The organism is Cellulosimicrobium funkei (assembly GCF_001019615.1).
In the GTDB taxonomy this organism is placed as follows: Bacteria; Actinomycetota; Actinomycetes; order Actinomycetales; family Cellulomonadaceae; genus Cellulosimicrobium; species Cellulosimicrobium cellulans_E.
In genome coordinates this window covers 72,201-98,194 of the sequence record NZ_JNBQ01000006.1, presented here as the reverse complement: position 1 = coordinate 98,194, position 25,994 = coordinate 72,201, and the positions used below count along the sequence as shown (strand labels likewise).

22 protein-coding genes and 1 tRNA gene are annotated in these 25,994 nt (G+C 75.2%); 15 read left to right on the top strand and 8 right to left on the bottom strand.

From position 1 onward, the window contains the following. Positions 1 to 65 precede the first annotated feature (65 nt). Positions 66 to 563 carry a DUF6326 family protein gene (locus FB00_RS08370; protein ID WP_047232445.1) on the top strand — a complete coding sequence of 166 codons (498 nt, stop codon included), beginning with the start codon at positions 66 to 68 and terminating at the stop codon, positions 561 to 563. A gap of 87 nt (positions 564 to 650) precedes the next feature. Here FB00_RS08370 and FB00_RS08365 read toward each other — a convergent pair whose 3' ends face one another. Beyond that, positions 651 to 3,194 (bottom strand): penicillin acylase family protein, encoded by a 2,544-nt coding sequence (locus FB00_RS08365; protein ID WP_047232493.1) that lies wholly within the window; start codon positions 3,192 to 3,194, stop codon positions 651 to 653. A 285-nt stretch (positions 3,195 to 3,479) separates the two neighbouring features. Between FB00_RS08365 and FB00_RS23230 the strand changes: the two genes are divergently transcribed. The 3 genes from FB00_RS23230 to mscL all read left to right on the top strand — a co-directional run bounded on the left by FB00_RS23230 (position 3,480) and on the right by mscL (position 5,295). Next, entirely contained in the window at positions 3,480 to 3,785 is a 306-nt protein-coding gene (locus FB00_RS23230) for an FmdB family zinc ribbon protein (protein WP_082141146.1), read from the top strand. A 157-nt stretch (positions 3,786 to 3,942) separates the two neighbouring features. Then, entirely contained in the window at positions 3,943 to 4,671 is a 729-nt protein-coding gene (locus FB00_RS08355) for an SAF domain-containing protein (protein ID WP_052877548.1), read from the top strand. Positions 4,672 to 4,827: 156 nt separating this feature from the next. After that, on the top strand, positions 4,828 to 5,295 hold the full coding sequence (mscL, locus tag FB00_RS08350; RefSeq protein WP_047232443.1) for a large conductance mechanosensitive channel protein MscL: 468 nt from the start codon (positions 4,828 to 4,830) through the stop codon (positions 5,293 to 5,295). 224 nt (positions 5,296 to 5,519) lie between these two features. On the opposite strand, the gene FB00_RS08345 is transcribed toward mscL, so the two are convergent. Together FB00_RS08345 and FB00_RS08340 are read right to left on the bottom strand one after the other, a co-directional pair. After that, positions 5,520 to 5,759: a hypothetical protein gene (locus FB00_RS08345; protein ID WP_047232442.1), complete on the bottom strand. Its 240-nt coding sequence runs from the start codon at positions 5,757 to 5,759 to the stop codon at positions 5,520 to 5,522. Between the two features lie 374 nt (positions 5,760 to 6,133). Further along, positions 6,134 to 10,228, bottom strand: a complete 4,095-nt coding sequence (locus FB00_RS08340; RefSeq protein ID WP_052877547.1) for a hypothetical protein — start codon at positions 10,226 to 10,228, stop codon at positions 6,134 to 6,136. Positions 10,229 to 11,052: 824 nt separating this feature from the next. Here FB00_RS08340 and FB00_RS22310 point away from each other — a divergent pair. Together FB00_RS22310 and FB00_RS08330 are read left to right on the top strand one after the other, a co-directional pair. After that, positions 11,053 to 12,132: a hypothetical protein gene (locus FB00_RS22310; protein ID WP_047232440.1), complete on the top strand. Its 1,080-nt coding sequence runs from the start codon at positions 11,053 to 11,055 to the stop codon at positions 12,130 to 12,132. Between the two features lie 42 nt (positions 12,133 to 12,174). Continuing rightward, on the top strand, positions 12,175 to 12,552 hold the full coding sequence (locus FB00_RS08330) for a hypothetical protein (protein WP_047232439.1): 378 nt from the start codon (positions 12,175 to 12,177) through the stop codon (positions 12,550 to 12,552). 32 nt (positions 12,553 to 12,584) lie between these two features. Here the strand turns inward: FB00_RS08330 and FB00_RS08325 are convergent. Continuing rightward, positions 12,585 to 12,657 (bottom strand) — tRNA-Arg (locus FB00_RS08325). A 128-nt stretch (positions 12,658 to 12,785) separates the two neighbouring features. Here FB00_RS08325 and FB00_RS08320 point away from each other — a divergent pair. Next, positions 12,786 to 13,745, top strand: coding sequence for a nucleoside hydrolase (locus tag FB00_RS08320; protein ID WP_047232438.1), 960 nt, complete (start codon positions 12,786 to 12,788; stop codon positions 13,743 to 13,745). A 57-nt stretch (positions 13,746 to 13,802) separates the two neighbouring features. On the opposite strand, the gene FB00_RS08315 is transcribed toward FB00_RS08320, so the two are convergent. Together FB00_RS08315 and FB00_RS08310 are read right to left on the bottom strand one after the other, a co-directional pair. Next, complete coding sequence (locus tag FB00_RS08315; RefSeq protein ID WP_047232437.1) at positions 13,803 to 14,429, bottom strand: dihydrofolate reductase; 627 nt, start codon at positions 14,427 to 14,429, stop codon at positions 13,803 to 13,805. Positions 14,430 to 14,434: 5 nt separating this feature from the next. Beyond that, a complete protein-coding gene (locus FB00_RS08310) occupies positions 14,435 to 15,274 on the bottom strand; it encodes a thymidylate synthase (RefSeq protein ID WP_047232491.1) in 840 nt (279 codons plus the stop codon). 189 nt (positions 15,275 to 15,463) lie between these two features. Here FB00_RS08310 and FB00_RS08305 point away from each other — a divergent pair, with 189 nt between their 5' ends. The 4 genes from FB00_RS08305 (at position 15,464) to FB00_RS08290 (ending at position 19,016) form a co-directional block, all read left to right on the top strand. Next, positions 15,464 to 16,888, top strand: coding sequence for an NAD(P)/FAD-dependent oxidoreductase (locus FB00_RS08305; RefSeq protein ID WP_082141130.1), 1,425 nt, complete (start codon positions 15,464 to 15,466; stop codon positions 16,886 to 16,888). A 162-nt stretch (positions 16,889 to 17,050) separates the two neighbouring features. After that, positions 17,051 to 17,569 (top strand): OsmC family protein, encoded by a 519-nt coding sequence (locus FB00_RS08300; protein WP_047232436.1) that lies wholly within the window; start codon positions 17,051 to 17,053, stop codon positions 17,567 to 17,569. A gap of 32 nt (positions 17,570 to 17,601) precedes the next feature. Beyond that, complete coding sequence (locus FB00_RS08295) at positions 17,602 to 18,522, top strand: hypothetical protein (RefSeq protein ID WP_231581776.1); 921 nt, start codon at positions 17,602 to 17,604, stop codon at positions 18,520 to 18,522. Between the two features lie 17 nt (positions 18,523 to 18,539). Beyond that, positions 18,540 to 19,016 carry an SRPBCC family protein gene (locus tag FB00_RS08290; RefSeq protein ID WP_047232435.1) on the top strand — a complete coding sequence of 159 codons (477 nt, stop codon included), beginning with the start codon at positions 18,540 to 18,542 and terminating at the stop codon, positions 19,014 to 19,016. Between the two features lie 26 nt (positions 19,017 to 19,042). Here the strand turns inward: FB00_RS08290 and FB00_RS08285 are convergent, their stop codons facing one another. Beyond that, entirely contained in the window at positions 19,043 to 20,464 is a 1,422-nt protein-coding gene (locus FB00_RS08285; protein ID WP_052877546.1) for a DHA2 family efflux MFS transporter permease subunit, read from the bottom strand. Positions 20,465 to 20,518: 54 nt separating this feature from the next. Between FB00_RS08285 and FB00_RS08280 the strand changes: the two genes are divergently transcribed. Continuing rightward, positions 20,519 to 21,145 carry a TetR/AcrR family transcriptional regulator gene (locus FB00_RS08280; RefSeq protein ID WP_047232434.1) on the top strand — a complete coding sequence of 209 codons (627 nt, stop codon included), beginning with the start codon at positions 20,519 to 20,521 and terminating at the stop codon, positions 21,143 to 21,145. Between the two features lie 101 nt (positions 21,146 to 21,246). Here FB00_RS08280 and FB00_RS08275 read toward each other — a convergent pair whose 3' ends face one another. After that, positions 21,247 to 22,146, bottom strand: a complete 900-nt coding sequence (locus FB00_RS08275; RefSeq protein ID WP_231581775.1) for a PadR family transcriptional regulator — start codon at positions 22,144 to 22,146, stop codon at positions 21,247 to 21,249. A gap of 304 nt (positions 22,147 to 22,450) precedes the next feature. On the opposite strand from FB00_RS08275, the gene ddaH reads away from it, so the two are divergent. The 3 genes from ddaH to FB00_RS08260 are packed head-to-tail and all read left to right on the top strand — an operon-like array spanning position 22,451 to position 25,915. Then, on the top strand, positions 22,451 to 23,365 hold the full coding sequence (gene ddaH / locus FB00_RS08270; protein ID WP_047232432.1) for a dimethylargininase: 915 nt from the start codon (positions 22,451 to 22,453) through the stop codon (positions 23,363 to 23,365). Next, positions 23,362 to 24,621 (top strand): ornithine--oxo-acid transaminase, encoded by a 1,260-nt coding sequence (rocD, locus tag FB00_RS08265; protein WP_047232431.1) that lies wholly within the window; start codon positions 23,362 to 23,364, stop codon positions 24,619 to 24,621. The genes ddaH and rocD overlap by 4 nt, the downstream gene beginning before the upstream one ends. 10 nt (positions 24,622 to 24,631) lie before the next feature. Further along, complete coding sequence (locus FB00_RS08260; protein WP_052877545.1) at positions 24,632 to 25,915, top strand: aminotransferase class I/II-fold pyridoxal phosphate-dependent enzyme; 1,284 nt, start codon at positions 24,632 to 24,634, stop codon at positions 25,913 to 25,915. Positions 25,916 to 25,994: the final 79 nt, after the last annotated feature.

The window sequence follows — 25,994 nt, the reverse complement described above, 5'->3', positions numbered from 1 at the left end:
TGTGCCCGCCGTCGCGCCCCGCGATCGTGGACCTATCGATCCGCACCACGACGAGGGAGCCCCTGATGAGCGCGCGTCAGCCCACCACCACGCTGGAAGACCGACCGGTCCCGGTGAGAGCCAAGCTCGCCGCGACGTGGACCAGCTTCATGTTCCTGTACGCCTACGTCGACATCCTCGGGTTCTTCACGCCCGGCATCGTCGAGGACATCCTCGACGGCAAGGTCTTCACGTTCGACCTCTCTCAGACGTTCTCCACCACGGCGCTCACCCTCATGGCCGTCCCGATCCTCATGGTCGTGCTGTCGATGACGCTGCCCGCCCGTGCGAGCCGGATCACGAACCTCGTCGTGGCCGTGCTCTACGTCCCCGTCACGGCCTTCAACGCGATGGGCGAGTCCTGGCTGTACTTCTACTGTCTGGGCATCGCGCTGGAGCTGGTCCTTCTCGGCCTCGTCGTGCGGTACGCCTGGACCTGGCCGCGCACGGCACCCCCGACGACCAGGGCGACCACGGCGGTCCGCCCGGACCCTGGGACCGCCCGCGCCCGACAGCGAGCGTGACCCCGGAGCAGTCCCCACCCGGTCTCGGGCTGGGCGCACGACCACGCCGGTCGTGCGCCCAGCCGACGCCGGGACGAGGCGCCGGGACTACGGGACGAGCGTGAGCTCGTCCTTGCTGGCCTCGGCGACGGCCTGGGTGGAGAACGGCCAGTCGTACGTCTCGCCGCGGGCCCAGGTCTTGAGCTGGTCGGAGTAGTGCGCGGACGCCGGGTGGCCGGAGGTGCCGGTGACGGTGACCCAGGTGGAGCCGTCGAGGTCGTCGAGGTCGACGACCATCCGCATCGACGGGCCGGCCGTCACGTCGAACGAGCCGGAGGCCGCGTCCCAGGCCGTCGCGTTGACGATCGACGAGCCGCCGGGCATGCCGACGGGGTCGGGGTTGACCCAGTTGCGGACGGGGCCGGGGATGGACTCGCCGCCGAGGATCGGGTGCTCGAGCGCGAGCACGTGGAGCGTCCCCCAGGCCCAGTCGGAGGGCTGCTTGCTCTGCTCCACGGTCAGGTCGAGGCGGGCGGAGACGAGCGCCTGGGTGAGGACCTCGTCGCGCGTCTCGACGACGCTGACGGTCTGGCGGTCGTCCCAGAACGGGTCGGTCGGGTTCTCGAGGAGGTTCTGCACGACGGCGAGCCAGCGGCTCCCGCCGTTCGGTCGCGCCGACTCGGGCAGGTCGTCCCAGAAGGTGAGCTGGAGCAGGTTGCGCCAGACCGCGGCGAAGTAGGCGGCCGCGGCGGAGTCGGTGTCGGTCCGGTAGTCCCAGTCCGCGAGGAGCGCCTGGCCCTCGGCCTCGAAGCTGTCGTCGATCTCCTGGTCGAGCAGGAGCGGCACGAGCACCTCGGCGTAGGGGCTGCGGTCGTCGGTCTGGATCTCGTTCATCGTGTCGACGTCGACGGGCCGTCCCGCGGAGATCTCGGCCTCGAGGAGCTGGCGGATGCGCTGCGAGCGGTAGCCGTAGTCCCAGTCGGTCGTGAGGAACGGCGCGACGCCGGTCGGCAGGACGGCCTGGTTGGCGGCCACGACGAATCCCTCGGCCGGGTCGACGACGCGCGGCATCTGCTCGCTCGGGACGTACCCCTGCCAGTCGTAGCGCTCGTCGGAGCCGTCGCGGGGCCACGTGCCGTCGGAGGGCACCTCGGCGTCGGGCACCGCCTGGCGGACGGGGATCTTGCCGGGCGCCTGGTAGCCGATCTGGCCGTCCACCGTCGCGAAGACGATGTTCTGCGCGGGCACCTCGAACAGCGCCGCGGCGGCCTGCATGTCGTCGGCGTCCTGCGCGAGGTTGAACGCGAAGACCGCGTCGGCGGTGCGGCCGGGCTCGAGAGCGGTCCACTGGAGGGAGACGGCGTACTCGCCCAGGCGCGTGTCGAGGGCGGGGGTGTCGACGGCGGACTCGGTCGCGGGGATCGCCTCGGAGACGATCGGCCCGTGCACGGTCGAGCGGATCTCGAGCTCGACGTCCTCTCCCCCGGCGACGCTCAGCGTCTCGGTCCGGGTCTCGAGCGGCACCCACTCGTCGCCGCGCAGGTACGTGTCGTCCCGCACGCGCTCGACGAAGAAGTCGGTGACGTCGGCGCCCATGTTCGTCAGGCCCCACGCGAGCTGCGCGTTGTGGCCGATGATGACGCCGGGGAAGCCGGCGAACGAGAAGCCCGCGACGTCGAACGCGCACTGCGGCCCGACCTCGTTGCAGTGCAGCCCGACCTGCGCCCAGATCCCAGGGGCGCCGAGGGCCAGGTGCGGGTCGTTCGCCAGGATCGGCTTGCCGCTCGCGGTGTGGTCGCCGGAGACGACCCACGAGTTGGAGCCCGTGCCCTCGCCGCGCCCGATGAGCACGGGGACGGCGTCGAGCGCGCGGTCGGCGGCCTCGAGCGCGCCCTGGAGAGGGTCCGAGCCGTACTCGGCGCGGGCTTCGGGGCCGAGCTCGAGCGCGACCTGCTGCGGGTTGTCGAGCTCGCCGGGGTCGAGGATCGGCGCGTTGACGTCGGACGAGTAGGCGGGGAACAGCGCGGCGACGCGCCCCGCGTCCTGGAGGGTGCTGTACGACAGCGCGCGCTCCAGCTCGTCGTCGTAGTTGCCGCGGAGGTCCCACGCCATCGCCTTGAGCCAGGCGAGCGAGTCGACGGGGTCCCAAGGCTCGGGCTCGGCGACGTCGACCTGGAGTCCTAGCACGGTGTACTCGATCGCGATCTCGGACGGGCTGCGGTTCTCGAGGTACGCGTTGACGCCCTCGGCGTAGGCCTGGAGGTACGCCTTCGTCTCGGGCGAGACGACGTCCCACTCCTCCTCGGCGACCTGCCGCCAGCCGAACGTCCGGGTCACGGTGTCCGCCGCGATCGCGTCGGGGTTGTCGCCCACGAGCTCGGCGAGCCGGCCCGCGGTGACGTGCCGGCGGTAGTCCATCTCGAAGAAGCGGTCCTGCGCCTGGACGTAGCCCTGCGCGCGGAAGAGGTCCTCGGGCGTGTCCGCGTAGATCTGCGGCACGCCCTGGGCGTCGCGCAGCACCGTGACCTGACCCTCGAGCCCGGGGAGCTCGACCTCGCCGGACGTCTGCGGCAGCGGCCGGCGGACGGTGACGACGACGAAGGCGGCACCGGCCACGATCGCGAGGACCAGGAGCACGGCGACGCCGATCAGGACGCGCCGTCGTCCCGAACGCCGGCGCCGGGGCGGAGCCGGCGCCTCGGCCGGCGTCGCGGGGTCGGCACCGGGGACGGAGTCACCGGCGGGGGCCTCGGCGGGTTCGTGCACAGACACGGATGCGAGACTACCCGGCCCGGAGCGAGCACCGGGCCGCGTATGATTAGCACTCGGAAGTTTCGAGTGCCAGGCGGTGTTGACACCGACGACCCGGCCGAGACCGACCCGATCCCGACCCGCCGGTGGCCGCCCCGACGGCCGTCTCGTGAACGAGGAGAACCCGTGCCCACCTACGCGTACACGTGCACCGCCTGCGGTCACGCCTTCGACATCCACCAGTCGTTCAGCGACGACGCCCTCACCGTGTGCCCCGAGTGCTCGGGTCGCCTGCGCAAGGTGTTCTCCTCGGTCGGCGTGACGTTCAAGGGCTCAGGCTTCTACCGCACGGACTCGCGCTCGGGCGGGAAGTCCTCGACGGCACCCGCCGCCTCGAAGCCTGCCTCCTCCTCCGCGGCGTCCGGCGCGAGCAGCACCTCCGGCAGCTCGAGCAGCGCCTCGTCCTCGTCGGGAAGCTCGTCCGCCTCCTGACCTGACGCGCGCGGGCGTGGTCCGCGGCGGTCCTGCCGACGGCGGTCGACCACAGCCTCGGTCCGGACGGTACGTCCGGGCGCCGCCGCCGCGTCCCGTCCACAGGTCCGCACCGGTCGGCGCCTCTCTCGCCCGGCGTGCGGCTACGGTCACGCGCATGCTGCGCTCGCCCCGCCTGCCGGACCCCCACCCGCGACCCGACCGCGCGCCCGGGCGCCGGCGGCTGCTGCGCGGGGTGTGGTGGCGGGCCCGCTTCCTCGTGGCCGCGCTGTGCTGCGGCGCCGCTGCCACCGTGGTCGTCGGGGCGCTGCGCCCTCCCCCTCCCCCGACCGCACCCGCCGTCGTGACCACACGTGAGGTGCCGGCGGGCGCCCTGCTGACGGAGGCGGACGTCCGCGTCGACCGGGTGTCCGCGGAGCTCGTCCCAGCAGGGTCCGCGGCAGGAGCCGACGACGTCGTCGGACGCCGCGCGACCGTCGCCCTGGCCGCGGGCACCCTGCTCCAGGACGCGCTCGTCACCGGCGGCGAGCTCGCCGCCGCGGCTCCCGCGGGCACGGTCGTCGCGCCCGTCCGGCTCGACCCCGGCGTCGCGGCCCTCCTCGGGCCGGGAGACCGCGTCGACCTCCTCGCCGCGGGTGACCCGGTGCTCACGACGGCGCTCACGGACGTGCCGACCGACGGCCAGGACGCCGCGACCGCCGACCCCTACCTCGCCCGCGCGGCCGTCGTCGTGCCGGCACCCGAACCCGAGGGCGGCGGCGGCCTGCTCGGCACGGGCGGGTCGGGTTCGGACGTCGTGACGCTCGTCGCCGTGCGGCCCGAGGAGGCGGTCCGGCTCGCGGCGGTGAGCGGGCAGACGGGGATCACGGCCGTCCTCGTGCCCTGACGGTCGACCCGAGCGCGCTGACGGGTGGACCCGACGCCGGTGAGCGACCCGCCGGGGCAGGCCGTTGCCCGTCGGCACCCGCGTTGGAAGGATCGCGCGTGCACCCGTCGTGGCACCGCCGCCACGCGGACCACCGATCTGAGAGGGAAGCAGCACATGAAGGGCGTGTTCCAGGGATTCAAGGAGTTCGTGCTCCGAGGCAACGCGATCGACCTGGCGGTCGGCGTGGTCATCGGCGCGGCGTTCGCCTCCGTCGTCGACGCGATCGTCACCTACCTGATCAACCCGATCATCGGAGCCATCTTCGGCAAGCCGGACATCTCGAACCTCTGGGACATCACGCTGCGCCCGGCCAACGACGGCGTCGAGGCCTCGGTCCTCTCCGTCGGTGGCCTCCTCAACGCGTTCCTCCAGTTCCTCATCATCGCGATCGCGCTCTACTTCGTCATCGTCCTCCCGATGAACAAGCTCGCCGAGCGCCGCAAGCAGGACGTCGAGCCCGAGCCCGAGGCACCGGCGGAGGACGTGCGCGTCCTCCAGGAGATCCGCGACCTCCTCGCCGCCCAGGCGGGCAGCGGTCCCGGCGCGGCACCGGGCGGCCCGACGCCGCCGCGGGGCTTCTGATCCCGAGTCGCCCGACCGCCGCCTGAGATTCCGCGGCACGACGACTCTCGGACGAACCCGGGGTTGCTCCTCACCTCACGCCGTGAAGGGGGAACGACCCCGGGTTCGGCACCTCAGCGAGCAGCGCGGCGCCGACGACCGCCACGACGGACCGACCGCGGGCCTCGCCCGTGTCAGTGCCGGCAGTGCTGCGCGGTCGGTGCCCCGCCGTCAGTGCCGCGCGGTCAGTGCCGCCCGTAGTGCGGCGGGACGTCCCCGAGCAGCCGGTCGTCGTTCTCGCCGCGGCTGCCGCGACCGGGCTGCGCCCTGTCGCCCCAGCCTTCGGACCGCTCGTCGGCGCTCACCCCGGACACGACCTCGCTCTCCGTCCCCCGTCGCACGGCCCGCCGCGGCCGCCGACGCCGCCCCGCGCCGTCGGTCACGTCGTGCGGGCGGTCAGGACTCGAGTCGGACGTGGTGCTCACGCCTCCATCGTCCCACCGCTGAGCCGACCGGGCGTGGACCACCACCCGCGCATGGGGGAAGGACGCTCGAGGGCACCAGACGCCGGACCCGGGCGGCGCGACGACCCCTGTGCCGAGTAGCCAGTGTGATCTCCGGGAGCGCAGCGCAGGGTGAGACGACATGGCGGGGTGGGAGGCGGCGCCGGGTCGTGGCGGGCCTGGCGGGAGCCGCGAGGAACGAGCGGCGGATGGTAGACCCGGCGCCGCCTCCCACCCCGCACCCAGCCCGACCACGCGGGCAGTTCGCCCGGCCCCGCACCCAGCCCGACCACGCGGGCAGTCGCTCCTCCGATCCCGCGCCCAGAGTGATGACCCCGGACGGGTCGGCCAAGAGATCAGAGGTCGTCGTCGCCGTGCTGCTCGTCGTCGTCGATCACCGGCACGACGACGATCCTGTCGCCCCCGCCGGTCTGCGCGACGCCCCCGGTCTCCGGGAGCCGCTCGTCGCGCACTGCCTGCACGACCCGCCGGATGCGCTCGGCCTCCTTGGCGGGGTCGAGGAACGCGGCCGCGGACCACACCTGCGCGACGGTCCACCCGATGCGCTCGAGGCGCTCGGCCACCTGCCGGTCCCGCACGCGCACGCTGCGCTCGGCGACGTACGCGGCGTCGTCGGTGAGGACCGCGACGAGGAGCTCGCCGGGCAGGTCGGGGTGGCCGACGACGAGCGGTATGCGGTCGCCGTCGCCGATCCCGTAGTCGGTCTCGACGACGAGGCCGGCGCGCCAGAGGCGCTCGGCGAGGTCGAGCACGAGGCGGTCGGGGCTGCCGCCGAGGTCGACGCCGTTGCCGAGGGTCACCTGGTCGGCGGCGCCGCTGCGCTGCTCGGCGAGGTCGAGGACCTCGGCGAGGAGGCGGGCCCCGGCCCCGCGCAGGCGCTCGGGGTCGAGGTCGCCCGCGGTGAAGCACGACACGACGTGGAGGCGGCGGCGGGTGGCGCCGACGGAGTCGAGCAGCATCGCCTCGGCGCCGGGCGTGTTGAGGATGCCGAACCGGTGCAGCACGCGGCCGTGCGGCGTCCGGCCGAACCCGACCGACAGGACGATGGTGTCGCGCACGAGCCCGGCGACGCCGGACACGTCGGCGACGACGACGGGCTCGGCGCGGGACCCGGAGAAGAAGCCGGCGAGCGCGGGGTTCTGGCGCACCTCGACGAGGAGGGCGTCGCGGATGCGGTCGGCGTGCAGCGGGGTGACGGTGACGATCGCGAGGGACTCGTCGGGACGCGTGAGCGCGTGCTCGATCGCGACCTCGACGACCCGGTCGACCTCGGCCTGGGTGCTCTCGACCGCGCCCGACGTCGGGTCGGGCATGCCGGCGCCGTCGACGACGTCGAGCTGGACGAGGACCTCGGCACGCGGCAGGGGCGCGGGACGCAGGACGCCGTCGTAGCCGTGCTCGGCGAGGAAGGTCGTGACGAACGGGTCACGGCGCGACCCGTCGGCGAGGAGCTCGACCGACGGCAGGAGCTCGGCGAGGTCGCGCACGGTGTCGGTCGACGCGGCACGCGGGTCGCCCACCGCGACGACCTGCCTCCCGCGCGCGAGTGCGGAGAGCACGAGCTCGACGGGCGCGTGCTCGATCGCGTCGAGCACCACGAGGTCGACGGTGCGCGTGGCGGGGACGAGGTGCGGCACGAGGGTCGGCGTGGCGACGAGCACGGGACGCAGGCGCCGCAGCACGGCGGGGTGCTTCTCGGCCGTCTCCCGCAGGCTCACGAGCCGGCCCTCGAGCAGCTCGGTGAACAGGTCCTCGGCCTCGTCGCGGTGCTCGCGCATCGCGGTCCCGAGGTGGTCGCGGACCGCCGCGCGGACGGGCGCCGCGAGGGACGCGACGTGCGTGCGGTCGAGGTCGCGGAACCGGCGCGCGAGCGCGTCGAGACCGGCGCCGTCCTGGCCGGCCAGCGCCTGGTCCTGGGCGAGCACCTGCTCGAAGACCGAGCTCCACCACGCGAGCTCGAGCTCTGGTCCGACGAAGTCGGGCTCGACGCGGCGCGCCGCGAGATCGGCGAGGAGCTCGCCGAGGCCGAGGTCGGTGAGCCGGCGCAGGATCGCGGTCCGCGCGGGCAGGGAGTCGAGCGACTCGGCGTCCTCGGCGAGCGCGTCCAGCCGCGTCGCGAGCGCGTCGAGCGGGGCGTCGAGGAGGTCGTTGCCACCGGGGGTGCCGTCGAGCGCGGGCGAGAGCTCCTCCACGTCGATGCGCACGGCCTCGTGCGTGTCCTCGATCGCCGACAGCCCCTCGGGCAGGACGGGCCAGCCACCGCGCGGGCACTGCTCCTGCCAGACCGCGCGCTGCGCCTGCACCTCGACGAGCGCGGCGTGCAGGTCGGGCACGCGGACGCCCGGGCGGACCATGTCGCGCGCCTGGCGGCGCAGCCGGCGCCGGACGAACCAGCCCATCTCGACGCCGCGCTGCTCGCGCCACTGCTTGGTCGCGGTCGCCTCGACCATGTCCTGGGCGGTGCGTTCGAAGATGAGCGGCTGGAACACGTCGAGCGTCCCGCGCATCCCTCCGAGCATGGTGAGCTGGTCGCCCCACTGGCGCAGCGTCGTCGCGGGCGTGAGCCCGGTGCGCTGCGCGACCTGCTCGACCTGGGCGCGCAGCTGCGGGAGCGTGTGCGTGCGCAGCCGCTCGACGCGCACGAGCGCGTCGTGCGCCTCCTGCGGCGTGGTGAGGGCGGCGCCGTACCAGGGGGTCGAGGTCGCCCGTGCGGTGAACGCGCCGAGCAGGGCGGCCTCGCGCAGCTCGGCCGCGATCCGCTCCCGCTGCGGCCCGACGCCGAGCACGACGTCGGTCGTCAGGCGCACCCGGGTGTCGGGTGCCGGGCGCTCGGCGGTGAGCCGGGCGAGCGCCTGGAGCGCGTCGTAGGCGGACACGCCCCACGGGTCCCGCACGAGGTGCAGCGCCTCGATGTACCCGGCGAGCCGGGCCCGCGCGCCGAGCAGAGCGTCGCGCGTCCGGGCGAGGTCCTCGTCCTCGCCCGGCTCGGGCTCGGTCGCCATCGCGGACAGGAGGCGGTGGGACGCCGTCTCGCGCCACGTCGGCTCCGGGACGATGTCGAGCACGAGGCCGCCCAGGCCCAGTTCGTCGAGCCGTGCGAGGAGCGCGTCCGCGGCCCGGCGGTGGCCCGGGACGTACAGCACGTGGCGCCCCGACGCCGCCGCCTCGGCGACGACGGCCGCGAGCGTGCCGGCGACGTCGGAACCGGCCGGCGCGTCGACGAAGAGGTGCGACCCGCTCGCGAGCACGTCGACGACGTGGCGCTGGGACGGGTCGAGGTCGCCGGCGCCGCGCTCGTGCACGGGGTCCGCGTCGCCGACGCGCCGCGCGGGCAGCTCGGCGCGCAGCGCGGTGGCGGACTTCTCGTCCCCGGCGAGCGCGGCGACGACCTCGTGCCGCTCCAGTGCGGGCGCGAGCTCGTCGAGGTCGTCGACGAGGACCTGCCCGGGGTGCACGAACGTCCCGACGAGGACGCGGTGGGTCAGGTCGAAGTCGTCGAGGACGGCCTGGCCGAGCGCGGCGATGCGACGGGTCGCGTCGCCGGGGTCGAAGCCCGCGCCGGTGAACGTGGAGCGCGCGAGCGTCACCGGGTCGAGGAGCGCGCCGTGCGCGCGCAGCGTGCGCGCGAGGAGCGGGTTGATCTCGGCCGTCGGCTCGAGGGTCAGCTCGTAGTCGGTCTCGCCGTCCCCGCGCGGGGTCACGGTCAGGGGGCGCAGGAGCACGGGGGCGCGCACGGTGCGGGACGTCGGCTCCTGCTCGCCCTCGTCGACCGCGTCCCGGGGGTGGTGACCGGCGTCGGGGACGCGTGCGCCGTCGTGCACGACGGGCTCGCCCTGCGCGCCGGGAGCCGCGAGTCCCTGCGAGTCCCCGTCCGTGGCGTCGCCGGGTCCGGCGGCGCCCGGCGCGGCCACGTCGTCGCCCGCGCTCGGGACGATCGTCGTGGGGGTGCGACCCGCGACCCGCGCCAGCGCCGCGACGTCGTCCTCTGCGAGCGGTGCCGCGAGGCTCTGGGTCCAGGTCGCGACCCCGATCGCCAGGTACGTGGGCGCGACGCCGTAGCGCTGGGCGTGCTCGGCCGCGCGGACCACGACGGCACGCGCGCGGCGCCGCGCGGCGGGCAGCGACCCGCCCTCGCGGAACAGGTTCGAGAGCCGGGTCGGTCGCCCGGCGAAGAGCTGGGCGACGCCCGAGGGGTGGGCCGCCGTCAGGTCGACGACGGCGTCGCCGAGGAGCGAGACGTCGGCGAGCGACGACCCCCCGGCGAGCTCGACGAGGCCGGCGCGCCACCGCGTCACGGCCTCGTCGACGAGGTCGGCCGTGGTGCGCTCGGGGACGAGCACGGGGCGGGGCGGCGTCACGTCGTCGTCCGGCGCGTCGACCTGGTCGGTCCCGTCGGGAGCGGTCGCGGGCAGCCGAGCAGGATCGGCCACGCTCCGGGCGGCTGAGCTGGTGCGGGCTGCGGCATTCACCCTCCGACGCTAACCGTCCGCCTCGCGAGGCCCGGCGCGGCGCGCCGGAGGTCGGCGACCCGGTCCGCCGGGCGACGCCGGTCCGTGGCCGTCCTCCGGAAGGTCGAGCGTGGGACACGTCGGAGGCGGGACGACGAACGGCCCCGGATCACGAGAATTCGTGTTCCGGGGCCGTCGTTCCGAACTATTCCGGGGTGTTCTCCCGGAGAAGTGTGAAACAGCGCGCACCGCGCAGGGGGCAGGCGATGCGCGCTGTCGAGGACTATCTTGCACGGCGGGATGCCAGGCGTCAACACGGCCCACGGTCCTGGACGGGTGAATTACCCTTGCTGCCCCAGAGGCGTCTGAGAACCACCTGGACGAGCGTCCACAACATGCGCGGGATTCCGCGAATTCGAGGGCCCGGCCACCCGCCCGCGCACTGTGGTGCACACCACAGCGCGTGCCCCACGGTGAGGCTGCCGCGGCGCCCGACGGCGGTCCGTGCAGCCCTCGGCAGGATACGTCGCGACCGTCGGGTCGCCCTCCCCGTCGCCCCGGGTCCCGCGCCGCCCGGGCGAGACGATCGTCGCCGGCGCGCCCGCCGCAGCGCTCCGACCGGCGACGTCACAGGATCTCTCCCGTTCCTCTGAGCCCCCGGCACGACGCCCCTGAGCGAGGTCCACACGAGCGGCCTACCGTGGGAGGACGCCCGTGGCCCGACGCCGGTCCCTGGCGCGCGGCCGTCGTCCACGGCCGGTGGCGGCGGGTGGTCCTGCCCGCCGCCGACCGGAAACCCGCACCACGTGACGACACGCCCCGCACCCCGCCCCGACAGCGACGACTCCCCCGCACCCCGCTCCGCGCCTCACGACGCCGGCCGCGAGGCCGGACGCGCCGCCGCGGAGACCACGCCCGCGAAGGAGCGCGAGGCCCCGGCCCGGCTCTCCCTCACGCAGGTCGTCGCGAGCTCTCTCGCCGCCGTGAGCACCACGGTGCTGCTGTCGTACTTCGGGACCGCCGGCACGATCATCGGCGCCGGCATCGCGAGCGCCCTCACCGTCGTCGCGAACTACGTCTACACGCGCTCGATCCAGAAGACGCGCGAGCAGCTCGTGCCCGTCGTCGGCAAGGTCGTGCAGGTGACCACCGGCGGGAGCACCGCGCGCGACCGCGCGACGACCACCACCGTCACGACCGCCGTCGCGAGCGTGCCGCGCGGGACGGTCGTCGTGGCGGACCCGGCGTCCGACGCGGGCGCGGCGACGTCTGTCGAGCAGGGCGACGACGCGACCGCGACGCAGGAGACCGTGAACCGGGGCGACGTCGGTGCTCCGCCCGAGCAGGGCACCGACCCGGAGCCGGCGCAGAACGCCTGGCTTCGGCTCGTCGACCGCTACGGCCGCGGGCGGGTGCTGACCGTCTCGGCGCTGGCCCTGTTCGTCGTCGTGATGGGTGTCGTCCTCGTGGTCGAGCTCGCGATCGGCAAGCCGATCTCGGACGCCGTGCGAGGCGTGGAGGGCTCGGGGACGACGATCAGCCGCGAGCGCTCGACGGGTACGGACGACCCCGCGACGCCCGCGCCGTCGAACCCGGCCGTGGACCCGTCGACCGTGCCGACGCAGGAGCCGGCGCCCGCGCCGTCGACCACGCCGACCCCGGCACCGACCGACGAGCCCTCGACCACGCCGACGCCGGAACCCACCGAGGAACCCACGCAGGAGCCCTCACCGGACCCGACGACGCCGGCGCCCGAGCCGACGGAACCCCTCCCTGGGACGGGCGAGGGCACCGGCGCGGGAACGGGTGAGGGCACCGAGGCCGAGACGGGCGGGAGCACCGGCACGGCGCCGACCCCCGCACCGTCCACGCCCGCCTCCGCCTAGGAGCACACCGTCGCGCCGCGGCGACGGTGGGAGGATCCGAGGATGCGCCGGTCCCCGCACGATCCCGCACTCCGCGCGACGGCTCTCGCGCTGGCCCTCGTCGCCGGGCTCGCTCCGCTCCTGGCGGGGTGTGCGACCGCCGACGACTCCGCCGGGGCCGCCGCGCCCCCGGACCGGCCCGCGGACGTCGACGGGACCGTCGACCGTGACGAGGGCGCGCCGCGGCTCGTCGAGGCGTCCGACCCCTACTACGAGGGCATGTCGCTCCTGTCCGCGAGCACCGTGGTCCTGGACGCGGACGGCGAGCGGGTGGACGGCGCCGCCCTCGTCGACGGCGACGCCGTCGAGGTGTGGGCCGAGGTGTGCGCGGAGTCGTACCCGGTGCAGTGCCAGGTGGTCGCGGTGCGCGTCGTCGGCTGAGCAGCCCCCGCTCGGGAGCAGAGAGCGTTCGGTGCGCCTGGCCAGATTCGAACTGGCGACACCCGCTTTAGGAGAGCGGTGCTCTATCCCCTGAGCTACAGGCGCGCGGCCCCGGGGACGGGCCGGGGGACAGCCTAGCCGTCGGCGGCCGTCGGAGGCGAAGTGCGCCCGCACGGACGGCGACCGTCGGCCGGAGCGTGGCCGGCACCCGGTCGGCGCGCGAGGATGGGCGCATGCCCACCGGACGTGCCGACGCGCCACGCCGCGTCCTCCTCGACTGCGACCCCGGCCACGACGACGCGATCGCGATGCTGCTCGCGCACGGCAGCCCCGCGGTCGAGCTCGTGGCCGTGACGACGGTCGCCGGGAACCAGACGCTCGAGAAGGTCACGCGGAACGCGCTCGCCGTTGCCGAGCTGGCCGGGATCGACGTCCCGGTCGCGGCAGGGTGCGACCGCCCTCTCGTCCGGCCGCGGATCGTCGCGCCGGACATCCACGGCGACTCCGGGATGGACGGGCCGGTCCTGCCCGCGCCGCGGCGCGCCGTCGACCGTCGTCACGCCGTGGACCTCATCGTGGACACGGTCATGGGCGCGGAGCCGGGCGAGATCACCCTCGTGCCGACGGGGCCGCTGACGAACGTCGCGATGGCGGCGCGCAAGGAGCCGCGCATCGTGCCGCGGGTGCGGGAGGTCGTGATGATGGGCGGGGGCTACCACGTGGGCAACCGCACCCCGGTCGCGGAGTTCAACGTGCTCGCCGACCCGGAGGCCGCGCACGTGGTGCTGAACGAGCCGTGGCCCGTCACGATGGTCGGTCTGGACCTCACGCACCAGGCCGTCGCGACGCCCGACGTGCGCGAGCGGCTCGCCGCGCTCGGCACCGCCGCCTCCCGGTTCGTCGGCGAGCTGCTCGACTTCTACGGGGCGACCTACCGCTCGGCGCAGGGCTTCCTCTACCCGCCCGTCCACGACCCGTGCGCGGTCGCGTACGTCATCGACCCCGAGGTCCTCACGACACGCCGCGCACCGCTGGACGTCGAGCTCCAGGGCGTGCTGACCACCGGCATGACGGTCGCGGACCTGCGCGGCGACGAGCCCGACGAGTGCCGCACCCAGGTCGCGGTCACCCTCGACGACACCCGCTTCTGGGACCTGGTCCTCGACGCCCTCCGCCGCCTCGACCCCGCCTGACGCTGAGTGCATGAAATAGTCGCGCTCGGACAACCCGAGCGCGACTATTTCATGCACTCAGCGGGTGGGGTGGGGGTGGTCGTGGGTGAGGAAGCGGTAGCGCAGGCCGGTGGACGACGTCGCCCAGTCGCCCGCGTGCGCGACCCACCCGGCGGGGACGGTGGGGGCGTAGGTGTCGCCCTCGACGACGACGTCAATCTCCGTGACGACGCACCGGTCCGCGAGCGCGATCGTCGCGGCGTAGAGCTGCGCTCCGCCCATGACCCACACCTCGCCCGACCCGGTGTCGCGCGCCGCCGCGCGGGCGGCCGCGAGCGCCTCCTCGACCGACCCGGCCACGCGCACGGGCGCGCCGGCCGGCTCGGGCGGGCGGCCGCCGTCGGGCACCGCGCCGCCGGACGCACCGACGCGCGGCGACTCGTCCCCCGGCGACCACCCGGGTTGCCGCGTCACGACCACGTTCACGCGCCCGGGCAGGGGCCGGAACCGGGGCGGGAGCGAGTCCCACGTGCGGCGTCCCATGACGACCGGGTGGCCCGACGTGACGCGCCGGAAGTGCGCGAGGTCCTCGGGCAGGTGCCAGGGCATGGTGCCGCCCGCACCGATGACGGGCCGCCCCGCGGCGTCGCGCGCCTGTGCCCAGACCAGCCCGAGCGTCGGCTCGCCGGGCGTCTCCTCCCCCACCGCCGTCAGACCGCGATCGGGGCCTTGATCGTCGGGTGGTGCTGGTACCCGACGACCTCGATGTCCTCGTACTCGTACGCGTCGATCGAGTCGCGCGGCGCGAGGCGCAGCGTCGGGTACGGGTAGGGCTCACGCGTGAGCTGCTCGCGCACCTGCTCGACGTGGTTGTCGTAGATGTGCACGTCGCCGCCGGTCCACACGAAGTCGCCGACCTCGAGACCGGTCTGCGCCGCGACCATGTGGACGAGCAGCGCGTACGACGCGATGTTGAACGGCACGCCCAGGAAGAGGTCGGCCGAGCGCTGGTACAGCTGGCACGACAGCTTCCCGTCGGCCACGTAGAACTGGAAGAACGCGTGGCAGGGCGGCAGGGCCATGTTCTCGATCTCCGCGACGTTCCACGCCGAGACGATGTGCCGGCGCGAGTCGGGGTTCGCCTTGATCTGCTCGATCACCTGCGCGACCTGGTCGACGTGCCGCCCGTCCGGCGTCGGCCACGAGCGCCACTGGACGCCGTAGACCGGGCCGAGCTCGCCGTCGGCGTCCGCCCACTCGTCCCAGATGCTCACGCCGCGCTCCTGGAGCCAGCGGACGTTCGAGTCGCCGCGCAGGAACCACAGCAGTTCGTACGCGATCGACTTGAGGTGCACGCGCTTGGTCGTGACGAGCGGGAAGCCCTTCGACAGGTCGAAGCGGATCTGCCGCCCGAACACGCTGCGCGTGCCCGTCCCGGTGCGGTCGCCCTTGTGGGTGCCGTGCGCGAGGACGTCGCGCAGGAGGTCCTCGTACGGGGTCGGGACCGGCCCGGGAGCGGTGCCCGACGACGCAGGCTCGCCGGTGCTCACGGGTGCGGTCGGGGCGTCGGTCGCGTCGAGTGCCACGCCCGCCAGTCTAGGCACCGCACCCGGCCGGGCGAGGGTGACGCACGGCACGTCGCCGTGGTGTCACGGAACGGCTCGCCACCCGGTCGACAGGGTGAGCGCGCCGGAAGGGCGCACCAGGCGCCCGGCACGCTCACGTCACAGGAGGCAGTGATGGAACGCATCGTCGTCGTCGGTGGGGGCTACGCCGGGTTCACGGCGGCCCGGGAGCTCGAGAAGCGCCTGCGGCGCGAGCTGCGCTGCGGCGAGGTCGAGCTGGTCCTGGTCGACCCGCGCCCGTACATGACCTACCAGCCGTTCCTGCCCGAGGTCGTCGCGGGCTCGGTCGAGGCGCGGCACGCCGCGGTCGCGCACCGCAGCCACCTGCACCGCACGCGCCTGGTCGACGGGACGGTCGAGCGCGTCGACCACGCGCGCCGCGCGGTCGTCGTGCGGCCGCGCTCGGGCGAGCCGTACGACCTCCCGTACGACACGGTCGTCGTCACGGCGGGCGCCGTGACGCGCGTGTTCCCCGTGCCGGGCGTCGCCGAGCACGCGATCGGCATGAAGCACGTCGAGGAGGCCGTCGCGATCCGCGACGGGCTGCTCACGTCGTTCGACCGTGCGGCGAGCCTGCCCGCCGGGGCCGAGCGCGAGCGCCTGCTCACCGTGACGTTCGTCGGCGGCGGGTTCTCCGGCGTCGAGGGGTTCGCCGAGCTCCTGTCGCTCGCGCACGACCTCACGCGCGTCTACCCCGAGATCGACCCGGCGGAGCTGCGGTTCCACCTGGTCGAGCGCAACGCGCGCATCCTGCCGGAGGTCACCGAGCGTCCGGGGCGGTGGGTCGTCCGCGAGCTCGAGCGCCGCGGCGCGCACGTGCACCTGGAGGCCGGCCTGGTGTCCGCGGAGGGAGGCGTCGTGACGCTGTCGACGGGCGAGTCGTTCGCCACGGGGCTGCTCGTGTGGACGGCAGGCAACGCGGCGAACCCCGTCGTCGCGACGCACACGGACCTGCCCGTGGACGCGCGCGGCTACCTCGTCACCCGGCCCGACCTGCGGGTCGGCACCGTGGACGACACGGTCCCTGACGCGTGGGCCGCGGGCGACGGCGCCGCCGTCCCCGACCTCGCGGTCCCGCGACCGGGCGCGCTCACCGTCCCCAACGCGCAGCACGCGGTACGGCAGGGGCGGCGTCTCGCCCGCAACCTCGTCGCCGCCCGCCGTGGCCGCCCGACGCGGCCGTACGTGCACGGGAGCCTCGGCGTCGTCGCGACGCTCGGCCTCGGCTCGGGCGTGTTCGAGTACCGCCGCCTCGTCGTGCGCGGGCGCCTCGCGTGGCTCATGCACCGCGGCTACCACGTGCTCGCGATCCCGACGTGGGAGCGCACGGCCCGCGTGGTCGCCGTGTGGGCGACGGGCGCGCTGTTCGGGCGCGACGTCGTCTCCCTCGCTGCGGTGCAGCACCCCCGGGAGGCGTTCGTGGCGGCCGCCCCGACCCCGCGCGCCACGACCGCGCGATCGGCCGAGCGTCCGGCCGAGGAGGACACCCCCACGCCGGCGGAACCGGTCCCCGCGCCGGAGCCCGTCCGGGCGGCCTGAGACCGCCGTCCGGGTCGCGTCGGCCCGCCCCGACCGACGCGACCCGGGCGGCTCGACCGACCTCGCCCGGGCAGCGACGAGGGAATCGCCCGCGCCCGCCGCGCGTTCTCCGGAGGGCGGACCTCCCGGACGCCGCGACCCGACGAGTGCGAGGATTCACGCATGACGACGCAGCCTTCCGAGACCAGCCTGAGCCCCGCCGACGAGGCGGAGCACGACGTGCCCGCACCGTCCCCCGCGCCGGCCGACGCGCTGTGGGTCGAGCGCACGGGCACGCGCACCTACACGGGGCACTCGGCACGCGGCGCCCAGGTGTCGATCGGCCCGGCGAGCGAGGGCGCGGTGTTCACGCCCGGGGAGCTGCTGAAGATCGCCCTCGCCGCGTGCGCGGGCATGAGCACGGACCGGACGTTCGCGCGTCGGCTCGGCGACGACTACGCGGTGACGATCCACGTCGAGGGCGCCAAGCTGCTCGAGGAGGAGCGCTACCCGAAGATCACCGGTACGTACGACATCGACCTCACCTCGCTCGACGACGACGCGCGCGACCGTCTCGTCACCGTCGCCGCGCGAGCGATCGACAAGGCGTGCACGGTAGGGAGGACGGTCAAGGCCGGGGCCGAGGTCGAGTACCTCTTCCAGCCGGAGGGTGCCGGCCGGGAGGTCGAGACACCCGCCTGACGCGGGACCGGCACGCGATGACGGGAGGCGCCATGGCGCAGCAGCAGGACCCCTCGAGAACTCCAGTGCCTCGTGGCGGCACGCCCGCGTACGGCACGCCGCCCCCGGAGGGCACGCGCGCGGACGTCTCGACGCAGGACGCCGTCGACTGGGCCGCCTACCGGCCCACCCCGCTGCTCGACGCGGCGCTCGACAAGGCCGTGACGATCCCGTCGCACGTCATCCGGGCGCACGTCGACGGGGTCCGCCGTCGGAACCCGGAGGCGAGCCCTGCCCAGATCGTGCGGATCCTCGAGCGCGAGTACCTGCTCGTCATCCAGGCCGCGGGCGGCGCCGTCGGTGCGGTGGCGGCGTTCCCGGCGGTCGGGACGGGGGTCGGGATCGCGCTGACGTCGAGCGACATCGCGACGTTCTTCGCGTCCTCCGCGGCGTTCGCGCTCGCGGTGGCGGACGTGCACGGGATCGCCGTGGACGACGTCGCGCGCCGCCGCGCCCTGCTCCTCGCCACGGTGCTCGGCGAGAAGGGCGCCCGCGACGTGGAGCGCGCGACCCAGGGGTCGGGCCTCGCGTGGGGCAAGGTCCTGCTGACGAGCATGCCCGCCGGGACGCTCGTCAAGGTGAACAAGGCGCTCGGCAACCGCTTCCTGCGCACGCAGCTCGCCAAGCAGTCCGGCCTCGCGATCGGGAGGCTCGTCCCGTTCGGCGTCGGCGCCGTGGTGGGCGTCGCGGGGGCGCGCGCGCTCGGGCACGGCGTGATCGGCCAGTCCCGGCGCGCGTTCGGCCCGCCGCCGTCGGTGTTCGGGCGGCTCCTGGAGGTCGTGGAGTCACCGGTCGAGGACGCGCCGCCGCGGCTCGTCCCCGTGCCCGACGACGCCGCGAGCCCGCGGCGCCGCCGTCGCCTCCTGCCCGGGCGCGGGCGGCGGGACCACACCCCCGCGCGCGACGCGGAGTGACACGCCCGAACCGACCCGTGCGGCGGGTCGCCGTGGCGCGCGAGCTCGACGTCGACGCGTCCGTCGCGTTCGCGTGGGTGGCCGACCCGCGCACGCACCCGCGCTGGATCCCGCTCACCGTGATGGCGACCCCCGCCGCCCGCGGGCCGGAGGTCGGCGACCGCTTCACGATGGTGAGCGGGCCGCGCGTCGGGCGCACAGGCCGCGGGTTCACGGACCGCATGGTCGTCGAGTCGCTCGACCGCCCGTCCGTCGCGGCGGAGCGCACGGGGACCACGCGCGTGCGCAAGCTCGGTCCGGTGCTGCTCGGCGACGCCGGGTTCGACGTCGTGCCGCACGGCCCCGACCGCTGCCGCGTCGTGTGGTGGGAGCAGGCCTACCTCGCCGGCCCCGTACCCCGCGCGGTGACCGCGCCGCTCGTCGGGCTCGCGCTGCGCGTGATGATGCACGTGTCGCTGCGACGCCTCGAGGCCCGCCTGTCCGCCCACCGCTAGGGGCGTCCCGCCGTCGTGCCGGGCGCTCACGCGGCAGCACCGGCGGTCGGTGAGACCGCCGGCGCGCGGAGCGCCGGGGCGAGCACGGCCACGAGCACCGCGGCGACGACGGCGAGCCAGAACGGCGTGGCGCCCGCGGCCGCCGGCCACCCTCCCGCGCCGCGGCCGCCGGCCGCAGCGAGGATCGCCGCCAGGACGGCGACGCCCAGCGCCCCGCCGAGCTGGTTGCCGATGAAGAGCACGGTGCTGCCCGAGGGGACGAGCGGGACCGGCAGCGCGCGATAGACCGCGGAGACGGTCGGGCTGCCGATCGAGCCGAGGCCCAGCCCGATCGCGAGGGACGCCACGACGAACACCGCGAACGGGGTCGACGGTCCGCTCGTGACGAGGAGGACCGCTCCGACGAGGGCGACGACCGCGCCTGCCGCGACCGGGCGGGGCGCGCCGAGCCGGTCGCTCCACCGACCCGCGACGGGCATCGCGACGAGCGTCCCGACGGCGTACGGCACGAGCATCGCGCCCGCGACGGACGCGGAGAGCCCGGCGACGCTCACGAGGTACTGCGGCAGGCCGAAGAACAGCGGGTAGATCGACAGGCCCAGCAGCGCCATGATGACGATGCCCGGGGCGAACCCCGGGTACCGGAACGTCCCGAGGTCGACGATCGCCGCCGCCCCGCGACGCCGGGCGACGAGCACGAAGGCGACGAAGCCGAGCGCCGACACGGCGACGAGCGCGACGAGCCCGCCGTCGACACCGGCCGCGGCCCCGCGGGAGAGCGCGACGAGCGCGGTCGACGTCGCGGTCGCGAGGAGGGCGAGGCCGACGGCGTCGAGCCGGACCGGCGTCCGCTCGGCGTCGCGGACCGTGACGACCGACCCGACGAGCACGACCACCCCGAGCACGGCGATGAGCCCGAGCGACCACCGCCAGCCCACGGTGTCCGCGGCGACGCCGCCGAGCACCGGCCCGGCGAGCGGGCCGATCGACATCGCGGCAGCGACGACGCCCATGACCCGGCCCATGCGCGCCGGGCCTGCGGCGCGCGCGACGGCGGTGAGCATGAGCGGCTCGAGTGCCCCACCCCCGAGCCCCTGGACCCCGCGCGCGACGACGAGCGTCCCCAGGTCGGGGGCGAGCGCCGCGACCGTCGCCCCGACGACGAACACCGCGAGGCCCGTGAGCCACGTGGCGCGCACACCGAACCGCAGGCTCGCCCACCCTCCGAGCGGGACCGCGACGGCGGTCGCGAGGAGGTACGCCGTCGTGACCCAGTGCACCGACGACCCCGCGCCCAGCTCGTGCGCGAGGGCGGGGACCGTGGCGCCGACGATCGTCGTGGCGAGCAGGGCGAGGACCCCGCCCGCGGTGAGGAGGACGATGCCCGCGTTCGACCGCGCGGCGCCGGACGCTCCGGTGAACTCTCTGGTTTCCGCAACTGAACTCATGCGTTCACTATACGCAGGAGTTCAGTCTGCACAACCCCCAGGTAAGATCAAGCCATGGCCACCGCCCAGCCCCGCACGGACCGCCGCGAGGCGATGCTCGACGCCGCCCTCGAGGTGTTCTCCCGCGACGGCTACGACGGCGGGAACATCGACGAGGTCGCCCGCGTCGCGGGGGTGGCGAAGCCGACCGTCTACAGCCACTTCGGCGACAAGGCCACGCTGTTCGAGGAGACTCTGCGACGCGGCGCGCGGCGCGCGAACGAACGGGTCGACGCCGTGATCGACGCGATCGACCTCGACGGCGACGACCTGCGGGGCGAGCTGACGCGGCTCGGCGACGCCCTCGTCGGCTGCGTGACGCACGACGACGGGGCCGCCGTGATCCGGCTCCAGCTCGGCGAGCGCGCGCGGTTCCCCGCGGTCGTCGACGAGGTCAGCCGGGGCAGCCGGGAGCGCACGATCGACCGGCTCGCGGGCAAGCTCGCCCAGCTCGCGACCGCAGGACGGCTGCGCGTGCGCGACCCGCGTCGCGCGGCCCGCCAGCTCCTCGCGCTCGTGGCCGACGACGCGCTCGTCACGAGCGGGTACGGCTCGCGGGTGCTCGACCCGGCCGAGCTGCGCGGCACGATCGACGACGGCGTGGACACGTTCCTCGCGGCGTTCGGCCCGAGCGAGGACTGAACGCCCACCGGGTCGGCGGACGCAGAGACGCCGAACCCGGGGTCGCTCCTCGTCCGCGGCTGCGGGTGGGGAGCGACCCCGGGTTCGGCGGGTCGGGGAGGTCAGGCGGTCGGCGCGTCCTCGACCGGGGCGTCCTCCACGGGCGTGCCCGACGACGCGGCGTCGCCCGCGGCGGACGCCGCGCCTGTCGCAGCCGGGCCGGCGAGGATCAGGTAGAGCTCGCGGCGCGTGCGCTCGAGAAGCTCCGCCGCGGCCTGCGCCTGCTCGTCGGTGCCCGTACGGGCGACCTGGTGGACCGCCGCGGCGACGGCCTCGACGCCCGCGCGCAGCTCGCGCCGCGAGCGCCCGCCGCGACCGGCGGCGTCGGCGAACGGGTCGCCCAGCTCGGCGGCGTGCTCCGCGACGTACGCGGCTCCCGCCTCGGTGAGCGTCGCGAGGCGGCGCCCGCCGTCGGCGGAGAGCTCGACGAGCCCCTCGTCCTGGAGCAGGTTCAGCGCCGGGTAGACCGCGCCGGGGCTCGGGCGCCACTGGCCCTCGCTCCGCTCGGCGATCTCCTGGATGACCTGGTAGCCGTGCATGGGCTGCTCGGCGAGGAGCAGCAGGACGGCGGCGCGGACGTCGCCGCGACCGGCGCGCCCGGGGCCGCGACCGCGACCGCCGTGCCGACGACCGCCGTGGCCCGGGCCGAACCCGGGACCGCCGGGGCCGCCCGGCCCGAAGCCCGGGCCGAACCCTCGCCGGTCGTCGCCCGGCCCGCCGGGGCCGAAGCCCCGCCCGCCGTCGGCCGGGCCGCCGAACCCGCGGCCACCGCCGCGGCGCGCGCCGCCCCGACCACGGCCGGAGGGGCCGTCGCCGCGGAACCAGGCCGCGTCGTCGGGCACGGGTGGGAAGCCGTCGCGACGACGGCGGTCCGGGCGCGGCCCGGGACGCGCGCCGAACGGCTGGGACATGTTCTGGACGTTCTCCGGGGTCCTGCCCCGGTGCTGGTGTGCGTAGCTCATGGGATGTGTCTCCTGTGTTCGTGGGGCTCCGGGTGATCCGCGGAGCGGTGGCGGGCCGACGCGGCCTCGCGGTGGTCGCGAGTCTCGTCTCGGGCTCAGCGATACGGTAACGATATATCGATAGAATATCGCTGTCAACACCCTGCGTGAGAGCGCGTCGTCCCAGGACGCGCCCGGTTCGCGGACGTACGCTGGCATCCAGCAGCCAACCGGCAGCCCACCAGCAGCACCGGACGCATCCCCCGTCCGGCCACCACCCGGGCCGCACCACCCCGGCAGGCCCGGCTCCCGCGAGGAGGCGGCGATGCGCCCAGGCCAGCCCCGGCACTACCTCATGTGCCGGCCCACGTACTTCACCGTGAGCTACGAGATCAACCCGTGGATGGACCGGCGCACCCCGGTCGACACCCCGCTCGCGGTCGCCCAGTGGGAGCGCCTGCGCGACACCTACCGCGACCTCGGCCACGCCGTGGAGACGATCGACCCCGTCCCGGGCCTGCCGGACATGGTCTACGCCGCCAACGGCGCGACCGTCGTCGACGGCCTCGTCTACTCCGCGCGGTTCACGCACCCCGAGCGCGGGCCCGAGGGCCCCGCCTACCTCAAGTGGTTCGCCGACCACGGCTACGTCACCCACCTCGCCGAGCACGTCAACGAGGGCGAGGGCGACCTCCTCGTGGCGGGCGACGTCGTGCTCGCCGGGACGGGCTTCCGCACCGACCGCGCCGCGCACGCCGAGGCCGCGGCGCTGTGGGGGCGCGAGGTCGTGACGCTCGAGCTCGTCGACCCGCGCTTCTACCACCTCGACACCGCGCTCACGGTGCTGCGCGGGGACTCCGGTGAGGCGTCGGGCGTCCGGGGGTCCGACGGCGGCGCGCACCCCGCCCTCACCGGCCCGCCTCCCGTCGACGTCGTCTACTACCCGCCCGCGTTCTCGCCCGCGGCGCAGGAGGTGCTGCGCGAGCGGTACCCCGACGCGCTCCTCGCGACCGAGGAGGACGCCGTCGTGCTCGGCCTCAACGCGGTGAGCGACGGCGCGCACGTCGTGCACGCCCCGCGCGCCGAGCGGCTCGCCGCGGCGCTGCGCGAGCGTGGCTACGAGACGATCGCCGTCGACACGTCCGAGCTGCTGCGCGGAGGCGGCGGCGCCAAGTGCTGCACGCTCGAGATCCGCGAGATGGCCGCAGGATCGGCCGCGGCCGCCGGGAGCGCGTCGTGACCGCGCAGGACGTCCGCCCGGTCGCCGGGCCGGCGGACGAGACGCCGCGCGACGCGCTCGCGCACAACTACCACCCGCTGCCCGTGACGGTCGCGACGGCCGAGGGGTCGTGGGTCACCGACGTCGACGGCCGCCGCTACCTCGACTTCCTCGCGGGCTACTCCGCCCTCAACTTCGGGCACCGGCACCCTGCGCTCGTCGCGGCCGCGACCGCGCAGCTCGGCCGCGTCACGCTCACGTCGCGCGCGTTCGACCACGACCTCCTGCACCCGTTCGCCGCGGCGCTCGCCGCGCTCGTCGGACCGCTCACCACCGGCGGGGCCGACTCCCTCGTGCTCCCGATGAACACCGGCGCCGAGGCGGTCGAGACCGCGATCAAGACCGCGCGCAAGTGGGGCTACGACGTCAAGGGCGTGCGACCGGGAGAGGCGACGATCGTCGTCGGCTCCGGGAACTTCCACGGCCGCACGACGACGATCGTGTCGTTCTCCGACGACGAGGACGCGCGCCGCGGGTTCGACCCGTACACCCCCGGCTTCCGCCTCGTGCCGTACGGGGACGTCGACGCCGTCGCCGCCGCGATCGACGAGACCACCGTCGCGGTGCTGCTCGAACCCGTGCAGGGCGAGTCCGGCGTCGTCGTGCCGCCCGCCGACTACTGGCCGCGCCTGCGTACCCTCACCGCCGAGCGCGACGTGCTGCTGGTCGCGGACGAGATCCAGTCCGGGCTCGGCCGCGCGGGGACGACGCTCGCGACCGAGACGTGGGGCGTGCGCCCCGACCTCGTGACGCTCGGCAAGGCGCTCGGCGGCGGGATCCTGCCCGTGTCCGCCGTCGTGGGTCGGCGCGACGTGCTCGCGGTGCTCACCCCGGGCACGCACGGCAGCACGTTCGGCGGCAACCCGCTCGCGTGCGCGGTCGGTCTCGCCGTCGTCGACCTCCTGGCCTCCGGCGAGCCGCAGCGCCGGGCGCGCGAGCTCGGCGCGCGGTTCCAGGACCGGCTCGGCGGGTTCGTCGACGCGGGGCTGCTCGACGGCGCCCGCGGCCTCGGGCTGTGGGCGGGGCTCGACCTCGACCCCGCCCGCGGGACGGGGCGCGACCTGTGCGAGGCCCTGCTCGCCCGCGGCGTCCTCGCCAAGGACACGCACGGCTCCACCATCCGCCTCGCTCCCCCGCTGACCATCTCGGCCGACGACCTCGAGACCGGGCTGTCCGCCCTGGAGGACGCGCTCACGGTCCTTGCGCGGGGTCGGTAGAGTCCGGAGGGTGACCACGCCCGAGCACACCGCACCCGGTACCACCACCCTCGCGTCGTCCCTGGACGACCTGCGTCGCGCCTACGCCGACCTGCAGGCCCTGGGGCTGAAGCTGGACCTCACGCGCGGCAAGCCCTCGGCCGAGCAGCTCGACCTCTCCGAGGCCCTGCTCGCGCTCCCGGGCGAGGGCGTGCACACCGACGCCGACGGCACCGACGTCCGCAACTACGGCGGCCTCGACGGCCTCCGGCAGCTCCGGGAGATCTTCGCCGAGCTGCTCGGCGTCCCCGTCGAGCAGCTCCTCGCGGGCGGCAACGCGAGCCTCACGCTCATGTACGACACGCTCGCGTACGCGACCCTCTTCGGCGTCCCCGGCTCCGAGCGCCCCTGGGGCCGTGAGGAGAAGGTCCGCTGGATCTGCCCCGTGCCCGGCTACGACCGCCACTTCTCCGTGTGCGAGGCGCTCGGCATCGAGATGGTCACCGTGCCCATGACCGCCGACGGCCCCGACGCCGCCGCCGTCGCCGAGCTCGTCGTGAACGACCCCACCATCAAGGGCATGTGGGTCGTGCCGACCTACGCGAACCCCGACGGGTCGGTCGTCACCGAGGAGGTGGCGCGCGCGCTCGTGTCCGTGCCCGCCGCGGCGCCGGACTTCCGCATCCTGTGGGACAACGCGTACGCGCTGCACCACCTCACCGACGACGAGGTCCGCAGCGCCGACGCGATCGCGCTCGCCGCCGAGGCCGGCCACCCCGACCGCGTGATCCTCTACGCCTCGACGTCGAAGATCACGTTCGCCGGCGCCGGTGTCGCCTTCCTCGGGTCGTCCCCCGCGAACGTCGCCTGGTACAAGAAGCACCTGTCCGCCCAGTCCATCGGCCCGGACAAGGTCAACCAGCTCCGCCACGCGCTGTTCTTCGGCGACGCGGACGGCGTGCGCGCCCACATGCGCAAGCACCGCGACATCATCGCCCCCAAGTTCGACGCCGTCACGAGCATCCTCTCCGAGCGTCTCGGCGACGCCGGCGTCGCGTCGTGGACCGAGCCGAAGGGTGGCTACTTCGTCAGCCTCGACGTCGTCCCGGGCACCGCCTCGCGCGTCGTCGAGCTCGCGAAGGCAGCCGGCATCGCGCTCACGCCCGCCGGCGCCCCGTTCCCCTACGGCAACGACCCCGAGGACAAGGTCCTCCGCCTCGCGCCGACCCTCCCCCCGATCGAGGAGGTTCGCGTCGCCATGGACGGCGTCGCGACCTGCGTCCTCCTCGCCGCCGCGGAGGCCGCCGCGCAGTAGAGGTCTCCGACCCCCGCGAGATAGAGCCTCCGGCCGCGAGGTAGATCCCCACGGGTTCTACCTCACGACCGGAGGCTCT